The organism is uncultured Streptococcus sp. (genome assembly GCF_963516515.1).
Classification (GTDB): domain Bacteria; phylum Bacillota; class Bacilli; order Lactobacillales; family Streptococcaceae; genus Streptococcus.
The window spans coordinates 1-22,305 of record NZ_CAUQCJ010000005.1 but is presented as its reverse complement, the minus strand read 5'-3'; the positions used below and the strand labels follow the sequence as shown (position 1 = coordinate 22,305).

25 protein-coding genes and 1 pseudogene are annotated in these 22,305 nt (G+C 40.3%); 21 read left to right on the top strand and 5 right to left on the bottom strand.

The genetic code is table 11. The features are described 5' to 3' along the window. Positions 1-228 precede the first annotated feature (228 nt). Positions 229-969, top strand: a complete 741-nt coding sequence (locus RYL77_RS01925) for a MerR family transcriptional regulator (RefSeq protein ID WP_315009427.1) — start codon at positions 229-231, stop codon at positions 967-969. Between the two features lie 41 nt (positions 970-1,010). Here RYL77_RS01925 and RYL77_RS01920 read toward each other — a convergent pair whose 3' ends face one another. The 3 genes from RYL77_RS01920 to RYL77_RS01910 are packed head-to-tail and all read right to left on the bottom strand — an operon-like array spanning position 1,011 to position 3,656. Continuing rightward, positions 1,011-1,532, bottom strand: a complete 522-nt coding sequence (locus tag RYL77_RS01920; RefSeq protein WP_070478650.1) for a DUF1697 domain-containing protein — start codon at positions 1,530-1,532, stop codon at positions 1,011-1,013. 48 nt (positions 1,533-1,580) lie between these two features. Then, complete coding sequence (locus RYL77_RS01915; protein WP_315009425.1) at positions 1,581-2,753, bottom strand: NAD(P)/FAD-dependent oxidoreductase; 1,173 nt, start codon at positions 2,751-2,753, stop codon at positions 1,581-1,583. A 57-nt stretch (positions 2,754-2,810) separates the two neighbouring features. After that, positions 2,811-3,656, bottom strand: a complete 846-nt coding sequence (locus tag RYL77_RS01910; protein WP_315009423.1) for a DegV family protein — start codon at positions 3,654-3,656, stop codon at positions 2,811-2,813. A gap of 124 nt (positions 3,657-3,780) precedes the next feature. Here RYL77_RS01910 and RYL77_RS01905 point away from each other — a divergent pair, with 124 nt between their 5' ends. The 12 genes from RYL77_RS01905 to RYL77_RS01850 all read left to right on the top strand — a co-directional run bounded on the left by RYL77_RS01905 (position 3,781) and on the right by RYL77_RS01850 (position 12,620). Next, positions 3,781-4,338: a TetR/AcrR family transcriptional regulator gene (locus RYL77_RS01905; RefSeq protein ID WP_315009422.1), complete on the top strand. Its 558-nt coding sequence runs from the start codon at positions 3,781-3,783 to the stop codon at positions 4,336-4,338. Positions 4,339-4,356: 18 nt separating this feature from the next. Continuing rightward, entirely contained in the window at positions 4,357-4,824 is a 468-nt protein-coding gene (locus RYL77_RS01900; protein WP_000136974.1) for a cytidine/deoxycytidylate deaminase family protein, read from the top strand. 88 nt (positions 4,825-4,912) lie between these two features. Continuing rightward, on the top strand, positions 4,913-5,542 hold the full coding sequence (upp, locus tag RYL77_RS01895) for a uracil phosphoribosyltransferase (RefSeq protein WP_000515974.1): 630 nt from the start codon (positions 4,913-4,915) through the stop codon (positions 5,540-5,542). 31 nt (positions 5,543-5,573) lie between these two features. Then, positions 5,574-5,927 carry a DNA topoisomerase I gene (locus RYL77_RS01890; protein WP_125420623.1) on the top strand — a complete coding sequence of 118 codons (354 nt, stop codon included), beginning with the start codon at positions 5,574-5,576 and terminating at the stop codon, positions 5,925-5,927. A gap of 123 nt (positions 5,928-6,050) precedes the next feature. After that, a complete protein-coding gene (clpP, locus tag RYL77_RS01885) occupies positions 6,051-6,641 on the top strand; it encodes an ATP-dependent Clp protease proteolytic subunit ClpP (RefSeq protein WP_000613475.1) in 591 nt (196 codons plus the stop codon). 78 nt (positions 6,642-6,719) lie between these two features. Then, positions 6,720-7,007 carry a YlbG family protein gene (locus tag RYL77_RS01880; RefSeq protein WP_315009420.1) on the top strand — a complete coding sequence of 96 codons (288 nt, stop codon included), beginning with the start codon at positions 6,720-6,722 and terminating at the stop codon, positions 7,005-7,007. Between the two features lie 66 nt (positions 7,008-7,073). Next, positions 7,074-8,234 (top strand): ABC transporter substrate-binding protein, encoded by a 1,161-nt coding sequence (locus RYL77_RS01875; RefSeq protein ID WP_315009418.1) that lies wholly within the window; start codon positions 7,074-7,076, stop codon positions 8,232-8,234. 116 nt (positions 8,235-8,350) lie between these two features. Further along, positions 8,351-9,220 (top strand): branched-chain amino acid ABC transporter permease, encoded by an 870-nt coding sequence (locus RYL77_RS01870; protein WP_000941427.1) that lies wholly within the window; start codon positions 8,351-8,353, stop codon positions 9,218-9,220. Between the two features lie 3 nt (positions 9,221-9,223). Continuing rightward, positions 9,224-10,180, top strand: coding sequence for a branched-chain amino acid ABC transporter permease (locus tag RYL77_RS01865; protein ID WP_000662286.1), 957 nt, complete (start codon positions 9,224-9,226; stop codon positions 10,178-10,180). Next, positions 10,180-10,944 carry an ABC transporter ATP-binding protein gene (locus tag RYL77_RS01860; protein WP_020900161.1) on the top strand — a complete coding sequence of 255 codons (765 nt, stop codon included), beginning with the start codon at positions 10,180-10,182 and terminating at the stop codon, positions 10,942-10,944. Before RYL77_RS01865 ends, RYL77_RS01860 begins: the two co-directional genes overlap by 1 nt. Then, on the top strand, positions 10,944-11,654 hold the full coding sequence (locus tag RYL77_RS01855) for an ABC transporter ATP-binding protein (RefSeq protein WP_000062200.1): 711 nt from the start codon (positions 10,944-10,946) through the stop codon (positions 11,652-11,654). The genes RYL77_RS01860 and RYL77_RS01855 overlap by 1 nt, the downstream gene beginning before the upstream one ends. 309 nt (positions 11,655-11,963) lie before the next feature. Further along, complete coding sequence (locus RYL77_RS01850; RefSeq protein ID WP_315009414.1) at positions 11,964-12,620, top strand: CBS domain-containing protein; 657 nt, start codon at positions 11,964-11,966, stop codon at positions 12,618-12,620. Here RYL77_RS01850 and RYL77_RS01845 read toward each other — a convergent pair. After that, positions 12,592-12,961: pseudogene (locus RYL77_RS01845) on the bottom strand (hypothetical protein); the annotation flags it as partial. The gene RYL77_RS01850 and the pseudogene RYL77_RS01845 sit on opposite strands and share 29 nt — an antisense overlap. Before the next feature lie 26 nt (positions 12,962-12,987). On the opposite strand from RYL77_RS01845, the gene RYL77_RS01840 reads away from it, so the two are divergent. After that, positions 12,988-13,835 (top strand): IS630 family transposase gene (locus RYL77_RS01840; protein ID WP_315009499.1). Its coding sequence is split into 2 segments (ribosomal slippage): positions 12,988-13,306 and positions 13,306-13,835, totalling 849 coding nucleotides; the frame shifts between segments, so codons are not numbered across the junction. Between the two features lie 190 nt (positions 13,836-14,025). Here RYL77_RS01840 and gdhA read toward each other — a convergent pair. Further along, positions 14,026-15,372, bottom strand: a complete 1,347-nt coding sequence (gdhA, locus tag RYL77_RS01835; RefSeq protein ID WP_261124373.1) for an NADP-specific glutamate dehydrogenase — start codon at positions 15,370-15,372, stop codon at positions 14,026-14,028. 225 nt (positions 15,373-15,597) lie between these two features. Here gdhA and RYL77_RS01830 point away from each other — a divergent pair, with 225 nt between their 5' ends. The 7 genes from RYL77_RS01830 to RYL77_RS01800 all read left to right on the top strand — a co-directional run bounded on the left by RYL77_RS01830 (position 15,598) and on the right by RYL77_RS01800 (position 22,200). Continuing rightward, positions 15,598-16,533, top strand: coding sequence for a dihydroorotate oxidase (locus tag RYL77_RS01830; protein WP_315009412.1), 936 nt, complete (start codon positions 15,598-15,600; stop codon positions 16,531-16,533). Between the two features lie 33 nt (positions 16,534-16,566). Next, on the top strand, positions 16,567-17,604 hold the full coding sequence (holA, locus tag RYL77_RS01825) for a DNA polymerase III subunit delta (protein ID WP_315009410.1): 1,038 nt from the start codon (positions 16,567-16,569) through the stop codon (positions 17,602-17,604). A gap of 172 nt (positions 17,605-17,776) precedes the next feature. After that, the gene (gene sodA, locus RYL77_RS01820; RefSeq protein WP_000974733.1) at positions 17,777-18,382 is read left to right on the top strand and encodes a superoxide dismutase SodA; all 606 of its coding nucleotides are present in this window, start codon (positions 17,777-17,779) and stop codon (positions 18,380-18,382) included. A 156-nt stretch (positions 18,383-18,538) separates the two neighbouring features. Continuing rightward, a complete protein-coding gene (locus tag RYL77_RS01815; protein WP_125420609.1) occupies positions 18,539-19,069 on the top strand; it encodes a YutD family protein in 531 nt (176 codons plus the stop codon). Between the two features lie 20 nt (positions 19,070-19,089). Beyond that, the gene (gene rlmN / locus RYL77_RS01810; RefSeq protein ID WP_000804760.1) at positions 19,090-20,175 is read left to right on the top strand and encodes a 23S rRNA (adenine(2503)-C(2))-methyltransferase RlmN; all 1,086 of its coding nucleotides are present in this window, start codon (positions 19,090-19,092) and stop codon (positions 20,173-20,175) included. Further along, a complete protein-coding gene (locus RYL77_RS01805) occupies positions 20,175-20,657 on the top strand; it encodes a VanZ family protein (RefSeq protein WP_315009407.1) in 483 nt (160 codons plus the stop codon). The genes rlmN and RYL77_RS01805 overlap by 1 nt, the downstream gene beginning before the upstream one ends. Position 20,658: 1 nt before the next feature. Then, positions 20,659-22,200, top strand: coding sequence for an ABC-F family ATP-binding cassette domain-containing protein (locus RYL77_RS01800; RefSeq protein ID WP_315009405.1), 1,542 nt, complete (start codon positions 20,659-20,661; stop codon positions 22,198-22,200). Positions 22,201-22,305: the final 105 nt, after the last annotated feature.

The window sequence follows — 22,305 nt, the reverse complement described above, 5'->3', positions numbered from 1 at the left end:
ACTCCTAAAATTAGTATTACAAAAGAAAAAGCTACTGCCCTTGGCAAATAGCCTCATAAGTACTCAAAATGAGCCTTTCTTTTGATTGATAGACTTGACTATCCTATCATGTTTTCTAAGGTCTGTCAAGAAAACCATTTTCATGTTATGATAAAGTAAAAAATTTCGCAAAAACGCTTGACTCTGACCTAAGGGGAGGGGTTATACTATCAATGTAAGGAGGAAATCATGTACCATATAAAAGAAGCTGCCCAGCTTTCAGGTGTTTCTGTCAAGACTCTGCACCACTACGATAAGATAGGACTTTTGGTTCCTTTAAAGTCGGAAAATGGGTATCGAACCTACAGTCAGGAGGATTTGGAGCGACTTCAGGTCATTCTTTATTACAAATATCTAGGTTTTTCTTTAGAAAAAATAGCAGAGCTGTTAAAGGAAGAAAGGACAGATTTATTGCCCCACTTGACCAGACAGTTAGACTATCTAACTCGAGAAAGACAACATCTGGATACCTTGATTTCAACCTTGAAAAAAACCATTCAAGAACAAAAAGGAGAAAGAGAAATGAGCATTCAAGAGAAATTCGCTGGATTTAACTACCAAAACCATCAAAAATACCACCAAGAGGCGGTAGAAAAGTATGGACAAGAAGTCATGGACCAAGCGCTTGAGCGCCAAAAAGGTCACGAAGACGAAGCTACGGCTGCCTTCAACCAAGTTTTTCAAGTCTTGGCACAAAATCTTCAAGCTGGTCTGCCCGTAAAAGCAACTGAGAACCAAGAGCAAGCAGCCAAGCTCTTGCAAGCCATTCGTACCTATGGATTTGACTGCTCAATTGAAGTATTCGGTCATATTGGTAAAGGCTACGTCTATAATCCAGAGTTTAAGGAAAATATTGACAAATTTGGACCAGGAACAGCCCAGTACACATCAGATGTCATTGCCCATTATGTCCAAACTCAGACAAAATAAAATCGGAGGAGCATTCTTCCGATTTTTACTAAATTCAAGCACTATTTGCTTAATAATTTTTCTACTACATTTAGTTTTCGCATGGTCAAATCTACATTAAAAAGCTTTTCAAGATAGTTGGTATGGAGTTTCTTTTGTTTAGCAGTTCTAGGGAGATAGAGGTAAAGGCAGTGGTTACCGATACAAATTTCTTCTTCACCGTAATCAATTTTCAATTTGTCTAAAGGGAGGCTTTGAATAGATTCTTGATAAAAAATCACGTGTATACGGTCATAAAGATAGTGTTCTCCAAAAGGGTTTTCTTGGACAATGTTTTTAAAAATATCCTTATTCTTAATGATTATTTTGAGATCGGCTCCAATCTTTTTCTTTATTAGAGTATGAACCTGTTCTCGTATTTTTTCTAAGGCTAAGTTACTTTCAAGAATGATATTTCCACTTTGAATATAGGTTCGAACTTGTTGAAAACCAGCTTCTGTCAAGATATCTACTAGATAAGACATTTTAGGGATAGCATTTTTTCCATTAGGAGTAACTCCCCTTAACAAGATAATATGTTCCAAAGGACTTCCTTTCTTTTGGGGCTAATTTAGCCATTAAATAATTCAGATTTAGATTGGGTTTGATCCCGCCACCCAGCCAGTGCAGAGGGCAGAAGTAATATTAAAACCACCCGTGTGGGCATTGATATCTAGTACCTCGCCAGCAAAGTGAAGTCCAGAAACTAGCTTACTTTCCAGAGTTTTTGGATTGATTTCCTTGAGACTGACGCCCCCTTTGGTAACAAAGGATTTGGCAAGGGACATTTTGCCAGTCACAGGGATTTTGAGTGCTTTGATAGACTGGAGAAGTTGTTCGCGTTCCTTTTCAGTAAGTTGTTTGACTTTTTCTGGGTAGCCTTGCACCAAGAATTCTGCCAAGCGTTCTGGCAACAAAGATTTCAAGGCATTTTTTAAGGATTTTTCACGGTTTTCTTCGAGAAATGCCACCAAGTCGCTCTTAGAAAGTTGAGGCAAGACATCCAAAGAAAGGACTTCACCTCCCTTGACAAAGCTTGACATGCGTAGCGCAGCAGGACCTGACAAACCAAAGTGGGTAAAGAGTAGGTCATGAGTGATGACATGCTTGCCATAGCTTAGGGTCACATCGTCTAGGGAAATCCCCTGCAAGGCCTTATGCGGGAAATCCGTCAATAAAGGACTTTCAGCAGCCTCAAGCTCGGTAATGGTGTGTTTGAAATGGCGAGCAATCTCATGACCAAAACCAGTCGAACCAGTAGAAGGATAGGATTTACCTCCAGTTGTGACAATCAGTTTATCACAAGTGAAGCTTTGGTCAGCTGATTTAAGGACAAACTGATTTTCAACCTTTTTAACCGAAACAATCTCTGTTTGAGTAGCAACTTGACCACCTAGCTCAGTGATTTTCTTTTCCAAGGCTTCGATAATGGTCCGAGACTTGTCACTAGCAGGAAAGACGCGCCCGTGGTCTTCGACCTTAAGTTTAACCCCATTTTCAGTAAAAAAGTTAATGATATCATGGTTATCAAATTGGGAGAAGACACTGTAGAGAAAGCGACCATTTCCAGGGATGCCAGCTAGCAGGTCGTCCAAGCTACCATTGTTGGTCACATTGCAACGTCCCCCACCAGTCCCAGCTAATTTTTTTCCAAGTTTCTGATTTTTTTCGATGAGGAGGGTTTTCTGTCCATAAAAGCTACTGGAAATCGTAGCCATCATACCAGCAGGTCCCCCACCGATGACAATAGTATCAAAATGTTTCATAGCTCTATTGTACCACAAAAAACAAGAGATGATGGTCACCTCTTGTCAAGAATGCAATTAATCAATTTCATATCCCATCAGCAAACCACCATCTTCTGCATAAAAACTGCAGAGACCAGATGTTGGGAGAATTTTGATATCCGCTTGTGGGAAGGTTTCACGGATTCGGTCTGAAAGCTGTTGGCAACATTTCTCGTTATTGCGTTGGGCCATGACAATACGGCCACCAGCATATCCAGCCTTCACCAACTCTTCATAGGCTGCTTGAACTGCTTTCTTTGGACCTCTTGCTTTTTGTAGCAATTCGAGGGTTCCAGTTTCACTAGCTTCTCCAACCATACGGATGTTGAGAAGGCCAACGACTGTACCGATGAGCTTGCTCAAACGGCCGTTCTTCACCAAGTTATCGACTTTGGCTAGGACAAAAAGTAACTTGGTTTTTTCTTGATAAGCAGTGATAGCTTCAACCACTTCTTCAAAAGATAAGCCCTGGTCAATCAAGTCATTCAATTTTTCTACGAGCAAGTCAACTTCCCCGCCAGCAGACAAACTATCAATCACATGAATCTTAGTATCAGGATGTTCTTCCAGATAAATATTCTTGGCCAGTTGAGCACTATTGTGACTGCCAGAAAGAGTACCCGTGATGGTTACTAGGAAAATGTTGTTGGCACCTTCAAATGCTCGCAAATAATCATCTGGGCTTGGACAAGCTGATTTTGAAGCTTCTGCAGTTGCATACATGGTTTCCATCATTTGGTCAATATCAAGACTGGCATCATCAACAAAGACCTGATCAGCTACTTGAATGGTTAAGGGGACACTTACAAAGGTTGTGTCAATAGCTGCTGTCTCCAGCTGACGATAATCACAACCAGAGTCAGCAATAATCTTCCAAGTCATAGAAATTCTCCATCTTTGCCATTTATACATTGACAAAGGTTCTGTCTTTTTTTACAATTATATCATGAAATCCCTTGAAACAAAAGCCTCATCCGTCTGTTGTGACAAGTAGAAAGAAAATGTTATGTCTGAACGTAGAATCTCTGAAAAATCTCTTGAAAATCTCAGAAAATCAAACCAAGAATCTAATTTACTAACCAGAGAAGCCATCGAAACAGCCCTCTTGCAACTCTTGGAAAAAAAGGACTTGACCAAGATTAGTATTTCTGAATTGGTCAAACGTGCAGGCGTTTCGCGTGCGGCCTTTTATCGCAATTATGATTCCAAAGAGGAAATTTTAGAGAGTGTCTTTAAACGAACTGTCCACAATATCATGGAACAGTTGCATCATTATGATTTAAAGACAGACCTTTATCTGGTCTGGGTTCACCTTTTCCGCGAAGCAAGAAAGGAAGCCAGAGTGATTCAACTGGCCTTAGATTACCATCTGGAAAAAATCTTTGTCCAAGCCATGCAGGAATTTCTAGAAAAGCACCATGGAAAATCAAAAGGTGTCAGCTCTTATCTTCATTCCTTCTGGAGCTCGGCTATCGTCTCTGTCCTTCTAAAATGGATCAAGGATGGCATGAAGGTACCAGCTGAAAAGATTGCGGATTTACGGTTACCATTTTTTAAAAAATAGAGAAAAAGGAGAAGAGATATGACTGAAAAAAGACTAGCATGGGATGAGTATTTTGCAGCCCAAGCCTTACTAATTGCCAATCGTTCCACTTGTAAACGTGCCAAAGTGGGCGCAATTCTGGTTAAGGATAATAAGGTTATTTCCACTGGTTACAATGGTTCGGTGTCAGGAACCGAGCATTGTATTGATCACGAATGTCTGGTCATTGAAGGCCACTGTGTTCGCACTCTTCACGCAGAGGTTAATGCTATTCTTCAAGGTGCTGAACGTGGTGTTCCAAAAGGTTTTACAGCCTATGTAACCCATTTTCCTTGTCTGAACTGTACAAAACAATTGCTTCAGGTCGGTTGCAAGCGCGTGGTTTATATTAACCAGTATCGAATGGACGACTATGCCCAATATCTTTATCAAGAAAAGGGAACTGAATTGACCCATCTACCACTTGAGACCGTACAGGAAGCTCTTAAAGAAGCAGATTTAATGTAAAAAATATCAAAAATAAATGGTTTAGAAAGATTTTTAAACCGTTTTTTGGTATAATAAGAAGAATAAATTGAAAGAAGGAACTCCAAAAATGGGAAAAATTGAAGTTATTAATCATCCACTGATTCAACACAAATTGTCAATCTTGCGTCGTACAGATACTTCTACAAAAGCTTTCCGTGAGCTAGTAGATGAGATTGCAATGTTGATGGGGTATGAAGTACTTCGTGATCTTCCACTAGAAGATGTGGAAATCGAAACACCAATTACAAAAACAGTTCAAAAACAATTGGCAGGTAAGAAATTGGCCATCGTTCCAATCTTGCGTGCAGGTATCGGGATGGTTGATGGGCTCTTGAGCTTGGTTCCAGCTGCTAAAGTTGGTCACATCGGTATGTACCGTGATGAAGAAACGCTTCAACCAGTTGAGTACCTAGTGAAATTACCTGAAGATATTGACCAACGTCAAATTTTTGTCGTAGACCCAATGTTGGCAACAGGTGGCTCAGCGATCTTGGCTGTTGACTCTCTTAAAAAACGTGGCGCATCAAATATCAAATTTGTCTGTCTTGTATCTGCTCCAGAAGGTGTAAAAGCCCTTCAAGAAGCTCATCCAGATGTAGAAATCTTTACAGCAGCCTTGGATGAACGCTTGAACGAACACGGTTATATCGTTCCAGGTCTTGGAGATGCTGGGGACCGCTTGTTCGGTACGAAATAAGAATAAAGAAGAGAGAAGAGAGAAATTTGACATGGGAATTGATTGGGAAGATATTTTAGGTGTAGAGGAAAATCTTGCCGAGGCTTACGATGATTTAGTTAATGAAGCCATGGATGATTATCTAGATGAATCATATGAATGGCAACGTAGTAATAGCAACCATTATGTCGTTGGTGTTTGGAATGGGGAGAAAGTTCGTTTTAAACATAAATGGGGTAATCATGAATTTTCTGAACAAGAAATAAACGATTTACTAAGTGATAAAGTGATTCGATTTCCCTATACTATAAATAAAAGAGAACAAGATATCGTTGGAAAATTGGAACATTTAGAGTATAAAGGGAGAAAGTATGTTGGATTTTCTCCTTCTAATTGGAAAAAATAATTTTTAGTATTTAATTTAAAAATTTGTTAGAAATAGAAATTTGACCTTTTTTGACCAATATATTATAATAGTCTTATCTTCAGTCATTTGACCAACAAAATTAAAACTCAAAAGGAGAAATAAATGATTCCTGTAGTTATTGAACAAACAAGCCGTGGAGAACGTTCTTACGATATTTACTCACGTCTTCTCAAAGACCGCATCATTATGCTGACAGGCCCAGTTGAAGACAATATGGCCAACTCTGTTATTGCCCAGTTGCTTTTCTTGGATGCCCAAGATAGTACAAAGGATATTTACCTTTATGTCAATACACCTGGTGGTTCTGTTTCAGCTGGTTTGGCAATCGTTGATACTATGAACTTTATCAAGGCAGATGTCCAAACTATCGTTATGGGCATGGCAGCATCTATGGGTACTGTCATCGCATCAAGTGGAGCAAAAGGCAAACGCTTCATGCTTCCCAATGCTGAATACATGATTCACCAACCAATGGGTGGTACAGGTGGTGGTACCCAACAAACCGATATGGCTATCGCTGCAGAACATTTGCTTAAAACTCGTAATACCTTGGAAAAAATCTTGGCTGAAAATTCAGGTCAGTCAATCGAAAAAGTCCACGCAGATGCAGAACGTGATAACTGGATGAGTGCCCAAGAAACACTTGAATATGGCTTTATTGATGAAATTATGGCCAACAATTCATTGAACTAATGATGAAAGAAGGCAAACTCGACGGGGTTTGCTTTTTTTGGTATAATGGGGAGAGATTTCTTAGGAAGAGGATTTATTATGTTTGAAAAAGCAGAACGCTCTGGATTAATTGTCTATCTTTATTACAATCGAGATGTAAAAAAACTACAGGAATACGGTGATATTTGTTACCATTCTAAAAAACATCGTTACTTACAACTCTATGTTCCAACTCAAGAAGTGGAGCAATTGGTCGGGCGCTTGGGCAAGGAAAAGTTTATTAAAAAAGTCAGAGTTTGTCATATCCAAGAGCTGGAAACACCCTTTGTGGGCAATCTTTATCGAGAGGAAAACGTTATCATCGAAAAAGTTCAAGAAAAGTGTTGACAATTTTCTGATAATTCGGTATATTCTTAACATGCTATTTATTTAAGAAATAAGGAGACAAAAAAGATGAAGAAAAAATTTGCCCTATCGTTTGTGGCGCTTGCAAGTGTAGCACTTCTTGCAGCCTGTGGAGAAGTGAAGTCTGGAGCGTCAAACGCTGCTGGTAACTCAGTAGATGAAAAGACAATCAAAATCGGATTTAACTTCGAAGAAACTGGTGCCGTAGCAGCCTACGGAACATCTGAACAAAAAGGTGCCCAACTTGCCGTTGATGAAATCAATGCAGCAGGTGGTATCGATGGAAAACAAATCGAAGTAGTTGATAAAGATAACAAGTCTGAAACAGCTGAGGCTGCTTCAGTAACAACTAACCTTGTAACCCAATCTAAAGTATCAGCAATCGTAGGACCTGCGACATCTGGTGCAACTGCAGCTGCGGTAGCGAACGCTACAAAAGCAGGTGTCCCATTGATTTCGCCAAGTGCGACTCAAGATGGATTGACTAAAGGTCAAGATTACCTCTTTATCGGAACTTTCCAAGATAGCTTCCAAGGAAAAATTATCTCAAACTATGTTTCTGAAAAATTAAACGCTAAGAAAGTCGTTCTTTACACTGACAATGCTAGTGACTATGCTAAAGGTATCGCTAAATCTTTCCGTGAGTCATACAAGGGTGAAATCGTTGCAGATGAAACTTTCGTAGCAGGTGATACAGACTTCCAAGCAGCCCTTACAAAAATGAAAGGGAAAGACTTTGATGCGATCGTTCTTCCTGGTTACTACACTGAAGCTGGAAAAATTGTAAACCAAGCGCGTGGTATGGGAATTGATAAACCAATCATTGGTGGTGATGGATTCAATGGTGAAGAGTTTGTACAACAAGCAACTGCTGAAAAAGCATCAAACATCTACTTTATCTCAGGCTTCTCAACTACTGTAGAAGTTTCAGCTAAAGCCAAAGCCTTCCTTGAAGCTTACCGTGCTAAGTACAATGAAGAGCCTTCAACATTTGCAGCCTTGGCTTATGATTCAGTTCACCTTGTAGCAAACGCAGCAAAAGGTGCTAAAAACTCAGGTGAAATCAAGGATAATCTTGCTAAAACAAAAGACTTTGAAGGTGTAACTGGTAAAACAAGCTTCGATGCAGACCACAACACAGTCAAAACTGCTTACATGATGACTATGAACAATGGTAAGGTTGAAGCAGCAGAGGTTGTAAAACCATAATAGAAAAATGTTGAAATAGGGAATGAGCCTCTGACTCACTCCCTGTTTCGATGTTTAAGAACCTATCAAAAAGTGAGGGGCAACCCTCAAAATTATAAATAGAAAGAGTGAATCTTATGCTCCAACAACTAGTAAATGGTTTGATTCTAGGTAGTGTTTATGCACTGTTAGCCCTAGGGTATACCATGGTTTACGGGATTATCAAGCTCATCAATTTCGCCCACGGTGATATTTATATGATGGGAGCCTTTATCGGTTATTTCTTGATTAATTCTTTCCAAATGAATTTCTTTGTAGCTCTTATTGTAGCTATGCTAGCGACAGCCATTCTTGGTGTCGTGATTGAGTTCCTTGCTTACCGACCTTTGCGTCACTCTACTCGTATTGCTGTTTTGATTACAGCTATTGGGGTTTCTTTCCTATTGGAGTATGGCATGGTCTATCTGGTTGGTGCCAATACCCGTGCCTTCCCTCAAGCGATTCAAACAGTTCGCTATGATTTGGGACCAGTTAGCCTAACAAACGTACAGTTAATGATCTTGGCCATTTCCTTGATTTTGATGATTTTGTTACAAGTCATTGTCCAAAAGACTAAGATGGGGAAAGCCATGCGTGCAGTATCTGTAGATAGCGATGCGGCGCAATTGATGGGGATCAATGTAAACCGTACTATCAGCTTTACCTTTGCTTTGGGTTCAGCTCTTGCGGGTGCGGCTGGTGTTCTGATTGCCCTCTATTATAACTCTCTTGAGCCTTTGATGGGGGTTACTCCAGGTCTTAAGTCTTTCGTTGCCGCAGTACTTGGTGGTATCGGAATCATTCCTGGTGCGGCTCTCGGTGGTTTTGTGATTGGTCTATTGGAAACCTTTGCGACAGCCTTTGGAATGTCAGACTTCCGTGATGCCATTGTTTATGGAATCTTGTTGTTGATCTTGATTGTCCGCCCAGCTGGTATCCTTGGTAAAAATGTGAAAGAGAAGGTGTAAACGATGAAGGAAAATTTAAAAGTTAATATTCTATGGTTACTCCTTTTGTTAGCTGGCTATGGCTTGATTAGTGTACTGGTTTCAGTCGGAGTACTTAACCTATTCTATGTACAGATTTTACAACAAATTGGAATTAATATTATTTTGGCTGTTGGTCTCAACTTAATCGTTGGTTTTTCAGGACAATTTTCACTTGGTCATGCTGGTTTCATGGCGATTGGTGCCTATGCAGCAGCTATTATTGGATCTAAATCACCAACCTACGGTGCCTTCTTTGGAGCCATGCTTATAGGTGCTTTGCTTTCAGGAGCAGTTGCCTTGCTTGTCGGAATTCCAACCTTGCGCTTGAAGGGGGACTATCTTGCGGTAGCAACTCTAGGTGTTTCTGAAATTATCCGTATCTTTATCATCAATGGCGGAAGCCTTACAAATGGTGCGGCAGGTATCTTGGGAATTCCTAACTTTACAACTTGGCAAATGGTTTACTTCTTTGTCGTGATTACAACCATTGCAACCTTGAACTTCTTGCGTAGTCCAATTGGTCGTTCAACCCTCTCCGTTCGTGAGGATGAAATCGCTGCTGAGTCAGTTGGGGTTAATACTACTAAAATTAAAATTATCGCTTTTGTCTTTGGTGCCATCACTGCAAGTATTGCTGGGTCACTTCAGGCAGGATTTATCGGCTCTGTTGTACCGAAAGACTACACCTTCATCAACTCAATCAATGTTTTGATTATTGTTGTATTTGGTGGACTTGGTTCCATTACAGGGGCTATCGTTTCAGCTATTGTCCTTGGAATTTTGAATATGCTTCTCCAAGATGTTGCCAGCGTGCGTATGATTATCTACGCTTTGGCCTTGGTATTGGTAATGATTTTCAGACCAGGTGGACTCCTTGGAACATGGGAATTGAGCCTATCACGTTTCTTTAAAAAATCTAAGAAGGAGGAACAAAACTAATGGCATTACTTGAAGTAAAACAGTTAACCAAACATTTTGGCGGTCTAACAGCTGTTGGAGATGTGACTCTTGAATTGAACGAAGGGGAATTGGTTGGACTAATCGGTCCAAACGGAGCTGGGAAAACCACTCTTTTCAACCTCTTGACAGGTGTTTATGAACCAAGCGAGGGAACAGTGACCCTAGATGGTCACCTTTTAAATGGAAAGTCACCTTATAAGATTGCTTCTTTGGGACTTGGACGTACATTCCAAAATATCCGTCTCTTTAAAGATTTAACCGTTTTGGACAATGTTTTGATTGCCTTTGGCAACCATCACAAACAACATGTTTTTGCTAGTTTCTTACGCCTACCAGCTTTTTACAAGAGTGAAAATGAATTAAAGGATAAGGCTTTGGAATTGTTGAAAATCTTTGATTTAGATGGTGATGCAGAGACTCTTGCTAAAAACCTTGCCTACGGACAACAACGTCGTTTGGAAATTGTTCGTGCCCTCGCTACGGAACCTAAAATTCTCTTTTTAGATGAACCAGCAGCAGGTATGAACCCACAGGAAACAGCTGAATTGACTGAGTTAATTCGTCGTATCAAAGATGAATTTAAGATTACGATCATGCTGATTGAACACGATATGAATCTGGTCATGGAAGTAACAGAACGTATCTACGTACTTGAATACGGTCGTTTGATTGCTCAGGGAACTCCAGACGAAATTAAGACCAATAAACGCGTTATCGAAGCTTATCTAGGAGGTGAAGCCTAATGTCTATGTTAAAAGTTGATAATCTTTCTGTGCATTACGGCATGATCCAAGCAGTCCGTGATGTAAGCTTTGAAGTTAATGAAGGAGAAGTTGTTTCCCTTATCGGTGCCAATGGTGCAGGTAAGACAACTATTCTCCGTACTTTGTCAGGTCTGGTTCGACCAAGCTCAGGAAAAATTGAATTTTTAGGTCAAGAAATCCAAAAAATGCCAGCTCAAAAAATTGTGGCAGGTGGACTTTCACAAGTACCAGAAGGACGCCACGTTTTCCCTGGATTGACAGTTATGGAAAATCTAGAAATGGGAGCTTTCTTAAAGAAAAATCGTGAAGAAAATCAAGCAAACTTGAAGAAAGTTTTCTCACGCTTCCCACGTCTTGAAGAACGAAAAAACCAAGATGCAGCCACTCTTTCAGGAGGGGAACAACAAATGCTTGCCATGGGACGTGCTCTTATGTCAACACCAAAACTTCTACTTTTAGATGAACCATCAATGGGACTTGCCCCAATCTTTATCCAAGAGATTTTTGATATCATTCAAGATATCCAGAAGCAAGGGACAACTGTCCTCTTGATTGAACAAAATGCCAATAAAGCACTCGCAATCTCTGACCGAGGCTATGTATTGGAAACAGGGAAAATCGTTCTATCAGGAACAGGAAAAGAACTCGCCTCATCAGAAGAAGTCAGAAAAGCATATCTGGGTGGCTAAACTAGTCTGGGAGACTAGTTTAGGTTGCAAATGAAGATTACGAAGTAATCATCATTATAGTCCTGGGGACCTTTTTAGTCGGCAGATAGAGACTGCGAAGCAATTCTCATCTGCATTGGAAGGTTAGCTCCTACTCATTGAAACAGAACAGAATGAAGTGTGTCTATCCTTCATTCAGAGAGCTCGATTTTAGAGCTCTTTTTGCTAGCTTATTCATACTTTTCTGAATTTTGAAAAAGAAATGTAAGCGTTTGATAGATTTACAAAAAGATTGTATAATAGGGATAAGAATAGAAAAGGAGAAGTCTCATGGCAGTTAAAGATTTTATGACCCGCAAGGTAGTTTATATTAGTCCAGATACAACAGTATCTCATGCAGCAGATTTGATGAGAGAGCAAGGATTACACCGCTTGCCTGTTATCGAAAATGATCAATTGGTTGGTTTGGTGACAGAGGGAACAATTGCCCAAGCAAGTCCATCAAAAGCAACAAGTCTTTCTATCTATGAGATGAATTATCTTCTAAATAAGACAAAAGTGAAAGATGTCATGATTCGCGATGTTGTCACTGTTTCAGGCTATGCGAGCCTAGAGGATGCAACTTATTTGATGTTGAAAAATAAGATTGGTATTCTTCCTGTGGTAGATAACCATCAAGTCTACGGAGTAATTACTGATCGTGACGTTTTCCAAGCCTTTCTTGAAATTGCTGGTTATGGTGAAGAAGGAATTCGGGTGCGCTTTGTTACGGAAAATGAAGTTGGTGTTCTCGGTAAGATTGTTTCTCTAATCGTTGAAGAAAATTTGAATATCTCTCATACAGTAAATATCCCACGTAAGGATGGTAAGGTGATTATTGAAGTTCAAATTGATGGTTCAGTTGATTTAACAGCTTTAAAGCAAAAATTTGAAGTTGAAAATATTCAAGTGGAAGAGATCAGTCGTACTTCTGCGAAAGTTTTATAAGGAGGGAGGTTGGGCAAAAACTCGCTTCTAAATAAAACCACACAGTGATTCCAGTCTTGAATCCAATCAAGCTGAAAGAAACACTGTGTGGTTTTTGAATAGTGGATGTTTTAGAGGCTAGATTCTTGGTCAATTTATACTCTTCGAAAATCTCTTCAAACCTCGTCAACGTCGCCTTATCTTACTCAAGTATAGCCTGTGGCTAGTTTGCTCTTTGATTCTCATTGAGTATTAGTGATATTCATGATCATGAAGATGAATCCTATCTCTGTTGCGATAGCTTGTTTACCTCTGACATGCAATCTGCGCAAGCCAAAAATATAGTAAACTGAACCAAAAATAGTACATAATGTGGTATAATCTTCTTATGGCCTATTCAATAGATTTTCGTAAAAAAGTTCTCTGCTATTGTGAGCGAACAGGTAGTATCACAGAATCATCACACATTTTCCAAATCTCACGTAATACCATTTATGGCTGGTTAAAGCTAAAAGAGAAAACAGGAGAGCTAAACCATCAAGTAAAAGGAACAAAACCAAGAAAGGTTGATAGAGATAGACTTAAAAACTATCTTACTGACAAACCAGACGCTTATTTGACTGAAATAGCTTCTGAATTTGACTGTCATCCAACTACTATCCACTATGCTCTCAAAGCTATGGGCTACACTCGAAAAAAAAGAACCACACCTACTATGAACAAGACCCAGAAAAAGTAGCTTTATTTCTTAAGAATTTTAATAGTTTAAAGCATCTAGCACTTGTTTATATTGACGAAACGGGAATTGATCGCTACCTCTATCGTCCTTATGCACGGGCTCCTAGAGGGGAGAAAGTCTATGAAAAGATTAGCGGACGGCGTTTTGAGCGGACTTCAATTGTTGTAGGACAAGTAGATGGTGAGTTTATAGCTCCCATGATTTATAAGGAGAGCATGACGAGTGACTTCTTTGTGGAGTGGTTCAAAACGCAACTCCTGCCTGCTTTGAAGACACCTCATGTTATTGTCATGGACAATGCTAGTTTTCATCCCAAGAACATTTTGGATGAACTTTGCATTCAAGATAAACACTTTTTCTTACCTCTACCACCTTATTCACCAGATTTGAATCCTATTGAGCAAGCGTGGGCTATATTGAAAAAGAAAGTGACGGATTTATTAAGGGAAGTCCCAAATATTTTTGAATGTTTGGAGTGCTTTTTTAAAACTAAATAACTATATAAAAAACGAGCATTTCCGTAGTTGGAGATGCTCGTTTTTTGATAGTTAGAAGTGGGTTTTTGCCCAGCCTCTTTTATCGTTTGTAAAATTCATGGTATAATATGTATAAATATCGCTAAGGGTATCCTTAGTCTATTGCTTACACAATGAGTAAGGGACTATTGTCCCAGTCTCTTGGTAATTCTTAAACAATACCTTGTGCAATCATAGCATTTGCTACATTTTCAAAGGCAGCAATGTTAGCTCCTGCAAGGTAGTCTTTATCAAGACCATATGTTTCTGAAGTTGTTTTAGCTGTGTTGAAGATGTTTGTCATGATATCTTTGAGACGTCCATCAACTTCTTCACGAGTCCATGAGAGACGAAGGCTGTTTTGGCTCATTTCGAGGGCTGAAACGGCTACACCACCAGCGTTGGCAGCTTTGGCAGGTCCGTAGAAGATACCATTTTCTTTGTAAACTTTGATGGCATCAAGGTCGCTTGGCATGTTGGCACCTTCAGATACACAGATAACGCCTTGAGCAACCAAACGTTTAGCTGCTTCACCGTTGATTTCGTTTTGAGTAGCACATGGAAGCGCAATGTCATAGTTTCCAGCGTAAGTCCATACAGAACCTTCGTGGTAGCTTGCAGTTGCTTTTTCAGCAGCATACTCAGTCAAACGAGCACGACGTTTTTCTTTAACATCTACTAAAAGATCGAAGTCGATACCATTTTCATCGATGACATAACCATTTGAGTCAGATACAGAGATAACAGTTGCACCAAGTTCAGTCGCTTTTTGAAGAGCGTATTGAGCTACGTTACCAGAACCTGAAATAACCACTTTCTTACCAGCAAAGCTATTATCGTTTGCTTTAAGCATTTCTTCAGTGTAGTAAACCAAACCGTAACCAGTTGCTTCTGGACGAATCAAGCTACCACCAAATCCAAGAGGTTTACCAGTCAAGACACCAGCATCAAATTGGTTAAGGCGTTTGTATTGACCGTAAAGGTAACCAATTTCACGTCCACCTACACCGATATCACCAGCAGGTACGTCAAGTGATGGTCCGATGTGTTTTTGCAATTCAGTCATGAAGCTTTGGCAGAAGCGCATCACTTCAGCATCTGTTTTACCTTTAGGATCGAAGTCTGATCCACCTTTACCTCCACCGATTGGAAGTCCAGTCAAGACGTTTTTAAAGATTTGTTCAAATCCGAGGAATTTCAAAATCCCTTGGTTTACAGTTGGGTGGAAACGAAGTCCGCCTTTGTATGGTCCAACAGCTGAGTTGAATTGAACACGGTAACCACGGTTTACTTGAATGTTTCCATCACGGTCAACCCAAGGAACACGGAAAGAAATCACGCGCTCTGGCTCAGTAATACGTGCCAAGATATTTTCTTCGATATACTCAGGGTGTTTTTCAAATACAGGTTCCAAAGTGTTGAAAAATTCTTCAACAGCTTGGAGGAACTCAGCTTCGTGCCCGTTACGAGCTTTTACAGTTTCAAACACGCTTTGGATATATTCTTTAGCAGATGTCATATCGTTCTCCTTAAATTCTAATTTAATTATGTGTGTCATTATAGCAGAATTTTTTTTAACTGTAAAGAGAAAAACAAAAATTTTCTAAAAATTCTATCAATTCAGTTCAGATTTTTCTTTAATTCATAAAATACGAACTTTTTTCTTTGAAATATCTTTCTCAAAGAGAAGTTGTGAAAATATGGTATAATATTAGCAATAAAAGAAATCTGGAGGATCAGAATCATGGTATCAACGAAAACACAAATTGCTGGTTTTGAGTTTGACAATTGTTTGATGAATGCAGCAGGTGTGGCTTGTATGACGATAGCAGAGTTAGAAGGAGTTAAAAACTCAGCATCGGGAACCTTTGTCACTAAGACAGCGACCTTGGACTTCCGTCAGGGGAATCCTGAGCCACGCTATCAAGATGTTCCACTTGGTTCCATCAACTCTATGGGCTTGCCAAATAATGGCTTAGACTACTATTTGGACTATCTTTTGGATTTACAGGAAAAAGAGCCAAACCGAACTTTCTTCCTATCTCTAGTTGGAATGTCTCCAGAGGAAACCCACACTATCTTGAAAAAAGTTCAAGATAGTGATTTTCGTGGTGTGACTGAGCTAAACCTCTCCTGTCCAAATGTTCCAGGTAAACCTCAGATTGCCTATGATTTTGAGACAACAGACCGGATTTTGGCAGAAGTATTTGCCTACTTTACCAAACCTCTTGGAATTAAATTGCCACCATATTTTGACATTGTTCACTTTGACCAGGCAGCAGCGATTTTCAACAAATACCCGCTCAAGTTTGTCAACTGTGTTAACTCTATCGGAAACGGCCTCTATATAGAAGATGAATCGGTCGTTATTCGTCCTAAGAATGGTTTTGGTGGGATTGGTGGAGAGTATATCAAACCGACTGCTCTAGCCAATGTTCACGCCTTCTACCAACGCTTAAATCCTCAAATCCAAATCATCGGAACAGGTGGCGTTCTGACTGGTCGAGATGCCTTTGAACACATCCTCTGTGGTGCTAGTATGGTACAGGTGGGAACCACCCTTCACAAAGAAGGTGTCGGTGCCTTCGAACGTATTACCAATGAACTAAAAGCAATCATGGCGGAAAAAGGGTACGAGAGCCTAAAAGATTTCCGTGGAAAATTGCGCTATATTGACTAAATTAAATCGAAAAATCAGAAGAAAGGAGAGAAGATGCTAGCTATTGAAGAAAGCCAGAAGTTGACTTTAACAAATTTACCGAGTCTGAGCCTTTTTACAGGCATAGATCAGGGCCAGTTTGAAGTGATGAAGAGTCAAGTGTTGAAACAGATTGGGTATGATTCTGCCGACCTCAACTTTGCCTACTTTGATATGAAGGAAGTGGTCTACAAGGATGTGGAACTGGAGTTGGTCAGCCTTCCTTTCTTTGCGGATGAGAAAATCGTGATTTTAGACCATTTTGTCGATATCACAACAGCCAAGAAACGCTTTTTAACAGATGATGAGCTCAAGTCATTTGAAGAATACCTTGATAACCCTTCGCCAACAACCAAGTTGTTGATCTTTGCGGAAGGAAAACTTGATAGCAAGAGACGGTTGGTCAAATTACTTAAGCGTGATGCCAAGGTTTTTGATGCAGTAGAAGCCAAAGAACAAGAATTGCGCCAGTATTTCCAAAAGTGGAGCCAGAAACAAGGTCTGCAGTTTGCTAATCATTCTTTTGAAAATCTCCTCATCAAGTCTGGTTTTCAATTTAGTGAAATCCAGAAAAATCTCCTCTTTTTACAGTCCTATAAGGCAGATTCTGTTATCGAGGAAGAGGATATTGTCAATGCTATTCCCAAGACTTTACAGGACAATATTTTTGATTTAACTCAGTATATTCTGACTAAAAAGATGGATCAGGCACGTGACTTGGTTAGAGATTTGACCTTGCAAGGGGAAGACGAAATTAAGCTCATAGCTGTCATGTTAGGACAATTTCGGACTTTTACTCAGGTGAAGATTTTGGCGGAGTCTGGGCAAACAGAATCGCAGATTGCAAGTAGTTTAGGCAGTTTTCTCGGACGCAATCCTAATCCCTATCAAATCAAGTTTGCGCTGAGAGATGCGCGAGGACTTTCCTTGAGCTTTTTGAAGCAAGCTATTTCCTATTTGATTGAGACAGACTATCAGATTAAAACAGGTCTTTATGAAAAAGGTTTCCTTTTTGAAAAGGCGCTCCTACAGATTGCTGGTCAGGTCAATTGACATTTTTTTGAAACTACAACCCGTGTCAGGACTATCTTGTCGTGGGTTTCTTTCTTCTTTGCTTTTTTATTAGAAAATATCTCAGTGATTTCCTTATCTATAAGCAAAAAACTTGAAAAAAGTGAATGTTTGCGTTATCATTTTCATATAGAAAGAAAAAGAGGTATTACAGATGGCTATTATCTTACCAGATCTTCCATATGCATACGACGCTTTGGAACCATACATCGATGCGGAAACAATGCATTTGCACCATGACAAACACCATCAAACTTATGTCAACAATGCCAATGCAGCTCTTGAAAAACACCCTGAAATCGGTGAAGACCTTGAAGCCTTGCTTGCTGATGTAGAATCTATCCCAGCTGATATCCGTCAAGCACTTATCAACAATGGTGGTGGACACTTGAACCACGCTCTTTTCTGGGAATTGATGACTCCTGAGAAAACAGCTCCTTCAGCAGAACTTGCAGCAGCAATCGATGCAACATTTGGTTCATTTGAAGAATTCCAAGCAGCCTTCACTGCAGCAGCAACAACTCGTTTCGGTTCTGGATGGGCATGGTTGGTTGTCAACAAAGAAGGTAAACTTGAAGTGACTTCAACAGCAAACCAAGACACACCAATCTCAGAAGGCAAAAAACCAATCTTGGGCTTGGACGTTTGGGAACATGCTTACTACGTGAAATACCGCAACGTGCGTCCTGACTACATCAAAGCTTTCTTCTCAGTGATCAACTGGAATAAAGTAGATGAATTGTACGCAGCTGCTAAATAATGATAGTTGGAGGGAAGAATTGTTCTTCTCTTTTTAAGGTTATATTATTTTGGTCTGACAAAATCGTCAGACTTTTTTCATTTTTATGAGAAACGTGCTAACTGCTAGAAATTATGGTAGAATAAAGTATTAAGTAATCGTGAAAAAAGGATATCTATGCGAAAAGAAATTGCACCTGAATTATACAACTATAACAAGTTTCCTGGTCCTGAGTTCCATTTACACGGGGACAAGGTTGAAACGGAAGGGATAGCTTTTTCCTTGGTGGAAAATATCAAGGATGCCTTTGATGTGACGGCTTTTAATCAGCGTTTTTCAGAAGTCTTAACTAAGTTTGATTATATCGTGGGGGACTGGAGTAATGAACAGCTTCGCCTACGAGGTTTTTACAAGGATGACCGAACAGAAGAAAAACTTGAAAAAATCAGTCGTTTACAAGACTATCTTTTAGAGTATTGTAGTTATGGTTGTGCCTATTTTGTCTTAGAAAATGAAGCCCCTAAGCGAGCATCATTTGACAAGAAAATGCGTAAGAAGGAAGAAGAATCGTCTTCTAGAAAAGGAAAGAAACAGGCTCAAACCAAACGAAAACCGAATGCAGATAAGAAAAATAGACGTCGTCAGAAAGACCAGCATTCTCAGAAAGAGGACAAGGGGCAACGTCATTTTGTCATTCGTCAGAAGTGAGTAGAGAATAAGGAGAAGAAATGAAACCGTCAATTTATAGTTTAACACGTCAAACCATGCAGGAATGGGTTTTGGAGCAGGGAGAAAAGAAATTCCGTGCAGATCAAATCTGGGAATGGCTTTACCGTAAACGTGTCCAGTCATTTGAAGAGATGACCAACCTTTCCAAGGATTTGATTGCTAAGCTTAATGACCAGTTTGTGGTCAATCCCTTGAAACAACGTATCGTTCAAGAGTCTGCTGATGGGACAGTTAAATATCTTTTTGAATTGCCAGATGGAATGCTGATTGAGACAGTACTCATGCGTCAACACTATGGTTTGTCAGTCTGTGTGACCACTCAGGTTGGCTGTAATATCGGTTGTACCTTCTGTGCCTCTGGTTTGATTAAGAAACAACGCGACCTCAATAACGGTGAAATCGTAGCGCAAATCATGCTGGTTCAGAAATACTTTGATGAGCGTGGTCAGGACGAACGCGTCAGCCATATCGTTGTCATGGGAATTGGTGAACCATTTGATAACTACAACAATGTCTTGAATTTCGTTCGTACCATTAATGATGACAAGGGAATGGCCATCGGTGCTCGTCATATTACGGTTTCAACTTCAGGTTTGGCCCATAAAATTCGTGACTTTGCTAATGAAGGAGTTCAGGTCAATCTTGCCGTTTCCCTTCACGCACCAAACAATGAGTTGCGGTCAAGCATCATGAAGATTAACCGTGCCTTTCCGATTGAAAAACTCTTTGCTGCTATTGAGTACTACATCGAAACAACCAATCGTCGTGTGACCTTTGAGTATATCATGCTCAATGAAGTCAATGATGGTGTAGAACAAGCCTTGGAATTGGCTGAATTGCTCAAGAATATCAAGAAATTGTCTTATGTAAACTTGATTCCTTATAACCCAGTTAGTGAGCATGACCAATATAGCCGTAGTCCTAAAGAGCGCGTCCTGGCCTTCTATGATACGCTTAAGAAAAAAGGGGTCAACTGTGTGGTTCGTCAAGAGCACGGAACAGATATTGATGCAGCTTGTGGACAATTGCGTTCTAATACAATGAAACGTGACCGCCAGAAAGCAGTCGCAGCAGTCAATCCTTAATGATGAAGAAAACTTATAATCATGTTTTGGTCTGGGGAGTCATTTTCTATAGCATTTGCATTGTCTATTTTTGCTTTACTCCTCAAGAACATTCTCCTGTGGGGGTGGAAACTCCAGGTATTCAGCATCTTGGACGCCTGGTTTTTCTTTTGACTCCTTTCAATTCTCTCTGGAAACTGGGTGAGGTGAGTGACATAGGACAATTATGTTGGATTTTTCTACAAAATATCCTCAATGTCTTCTTGCTTTTTCCTCTGATTTTCCAACTCCTTTATCTCCTTCCAAACTTGCGGAAAACAAAAAAGCTTCTTCTTTTTAGTTTTCTAGTGAGTCTTGGAATCGAGTGTACGCAGTTAGTCTTGGACTTTTTCTTTGATTTCAATCGCGTCTTTGAAATTGATGATTTGTGGACCAATACCTTGGGTGGCTATCTGGCTTGGCTCCTCTATAAACGATTACATAAAAACAAGATAAGGAATTAAAATGAGTATTTTAGAAGTTAAAAATCTGAGTCACGGTTTTGGTGACCGTGCAATTTTTGAAGATGTGTCCTTCCGTCTTCTCAAGGGAGAGCATATTGGTCTGGTCGGTGCCAATGGTGAAGGGAAATCAACCTTTATGAGCATTGTAACTGGTAAAATGCTGCCAGATGAAGGGAAGGTTGAGTGGTCCAAATATGTGACCGCTGGTTACTTGGATCAGCACTCCGTCCTTGCTGAAGGGCAGTCGGTGCGCGATGTTCTCCGTACAGCCTTTGATGAGCTTTTCAAAGCAGAAGTCCGTATCAATGACCTCTATATGGAAATGGCTGAAGACGGTGCGGATGTTGAAGTTCTCATGGAAGAAGTGGGAGAACTCCAAGACCGTCTGGAGAGTCGTGATTTCTATATCTTGGATGCCAAGATTGACGAAGTAGCGCGTGCCCTTGGTGTCATGGACTTTGGCATGGATACAGATGTAACCTCTTTGTCAGGTGGGCAAAGAACCAAGGTACTTTTGGCTAAACTCCTCCTTGAAAAGCCTGATATCTTGCTGTTGGACGAGCCGACCAACTACTTGGATGCTGAGCATATTGACTGGCTTAAGCGCTATCTCCAAAACTATGAGAATGCTTTTGTCCTTATTTCACACGATATTCCATTCCTGAACGATGTGATTAATATTGTCTACCATGTGGAGAATCAACAGCTGACGCGTTACTCTGGTGACTACTACCAGTTCCAAGAAGTCTATGCTATGAAGAAATCTCAGCTAGAGGCAGCCTACGAACGTCAGCAGAAAGAGATTGCGGACCTCAAGGACTTCGTGGCACGAAACAAAGCGCGTGTTGCAACACGAAACATGGCCATGTCTCGTCAGAAGAAATTGGATAAGATGGATATTATCGAACTGCAAAGTGAGAAACCAAAGCCATCCTTTGATTTCAAACCAGCTCGTACACCAGGGCGCTTTATCTTCCAAGCCAAGGATTTGCAGATTGGTTATGACCGACCTTTGACCAAGCCTTTAAATCTTACCTTTGAACGCAATCAAAAGGTTGCCATTATCGGTGCTAATGGTATTGGAAAAACGACTCTCTTGAAGAGTCTCTTGGGCATTATTCCGCCAATCGCTGGGGAAGTGGAACGTGGTGACTACCTAGAACTCGGTTATTTTGAACAGGAAGTAGAAGGCGGTAATCGCCAAACACCACTAGAGGCTGTCTGGAATGCCTTTTCAGCCCTCAATCAAGCAGAAGTCCGTGCAGCCCTTGCCCGTTGTGGTTTGACAACCAAGCATATTGAAAGTCAAATTCAGGTCTTGTCAGGTGGGGAACAAGCCAAGGTTCGTTTCTGTCTCTTGATGAATCGTGAAAACAACGTTTTAGTGCTGGACGAGCCGACCAACCATTTGGATGTGGATGCCAAGGATGAACTCAAACGCGCTCTCAAAGAATATAAGGGATCTATTCTTATGGTCTGTCACGAACCAGACTTCTATGAAGGCTGGATGGACCAAATCTGGGATTTTAATAATTTAACTTAAGAATGAGAGTAAAAGAAATACAGTACCGAATGTGGGTACTGTATTTTTTAGGTACGACGGGCATGTCGTGCATCTGAGGTGTAAGTCCTCCGTGGGCACCCGCTA

Excerpts from the sequence above, each read along its gene's own strand:
- RYL77_RS01905 (WP_315009422.1), top strand. The coding sequence starts at position 3,781 with ATGTCTGAACGTAGAATCTCTGAAAAATCTCTTGAAAATCTCAGAAAA.
- RYL77_RS01900 (WP_000136974.1), top strand. The coding sequence starts at position 4,357 with ATGACTGAAAAAAGACTAGCATGGGATGAGTATTTTGCAGCCCAAGCC.
- sodA (WP_000974733.1), top strand. The coding sequence starts at position 17,777 with ATGGCTATTATCTTACCAGATCTTCCATATGCATACGACGCTTTGGAA.
- RYL77_RS01860 (WP_020900161.1), top strand. The coding sequence starts at position 10,180 with ATGGCATTACTTGAAGTAAAACAGTTAACCAAACATTTTGGCGGTCTA.
- clpP (WP_000613475.1), top strand. The coding sequence starts at position 6,051 with ATGATTCCTGTAGTTATTGAACAAACAAGCCGTGGAGAACGTTCTTAC.
- rlmN (WP_000804760.1), top strand. The coding sequence starts at position 19,090 with ATGAAACCGTCAATTTATAGTTTAACACGTCAAACCATGCAGGAATGG.
- RYL77_RS01865 (WP_000662286.1), top strand. The coding sequence starts at position 9,224 with ATGAAGGAAAATTTAAAAGTTAATATTCTATGGTTACTCCTTTTGTTA.
- RYL77_RS01800 (WP_315009405.1), top strand. The coding sequence starts at position 20,659 with ATGAGTATTTTAGAAGTTAAAAATCTGAGTCACGGTTTTGGTGACCGT.
- RYL77_RS01815 (WP_125420609.1), top strand. The coding sequence starts at position 18,539 with ATGCGAAAAGAAATTGCACCTGAATTATACAACTATAACAAGTTTCCT.
- RYL77_RS01850 (WP_315009414.1), top strand. The coding sequence starts at position 11,964 with ATGGCAGTTAAAGATTTTATGACCCGCAAGGTAGTTTATATTAGTCCA.
- RYL77_RS01870 (WP_000941427.1), top strand. The coding sequence starts at position 8,351 with ATGCTCCAACAACTAGTAAATGGTTTGATTCTAGGTAGTGTTTATGCA.
- upp (WP_000515974.1), top strand. The coding sequence starts at position 4,913 with ATGGGAAAAATTGAAGTTATTAATCATCCACTGATTCAACACAAATTG.
- holA (WP_315009410.1), top strand. The coding sequence starts at position 16,567 with ATGCTAGCTATTGAAGAAAGCCAGAAGTTGACTTTAACAAATTTACCG.
- RYL77_RS01855 (WP_000062200.1), top strand. The coding sequence starts at position 10,944 with ATGTCTATGTTAAAAGTTGATAATCTTTCTGTGCATTACGGCATGATC.
- gdhA (WP_261124373.1), bottom strand. The coding sequence starts at position 15,372 with ATGACATCTGCTAAAGAATATATCCAAAGCGTGTTTGAAACTGTAAAA.
- RYL77_RS01915 (WP_315009425.1), bottom strand. The coding sequence starts at position 2,753 with ATGAAACATTTTGATACTATTGTCATCGGTGGGGGACCTGCTGGTATG.
- RYL77_RS01910 (WP_315009423.1), bottom strand. The coding sequence starts at position 3,656 with ATGACTTGGAAGATTATTGCTGACTCTGGTTGTGATTATCGTCAGCTG.
- RYL77_RS01880 (WP_315009420.1), top strand. The coding sequence starts at position 6,720 with ATGTTTGAAAAAGCAGAACGCTCTGGATTAATTGTCTATCTTTATTAC.
- RYL77_RS01830 (WP_315009412.1), top strand. The coding sequence starts at position 15,598 with ATGGTATCAACGAAAACACAAATTGCTGGTTTTGAGTTTGACAATTGT.
- RYL77_RS01875 (WP_315009418.1), top strand. The coding sequence starts at position 7,074 with ATGAAGAAAAAATTTGCCCTATCGTTTGTGGCGCTTGCAAGTGTAGCA.
- RYL77_RS01805 (WP_315009407.1), top strand. The coding sequence starts at position 20,175 with ATGATGAAGAAAACTTATAATCATGTTTTGGTCTGGGGAGTCATTTTC.
- RYL77_RS01925 (WP_315009427.1), top strand. The coding sequence starts at position 229 with ATGTACCATATAAAAGAAGCTGCCCAGCTTTCAGGTGTTTCTGTCAAG.
- RYL77_RS01890 (WP_125420623.1), top strand. The coding sequence starts at position 5,574 with ATGGGAATTGATTGGGAAGATATTTTAGGTGTAGAGGAAAATCTTGCC.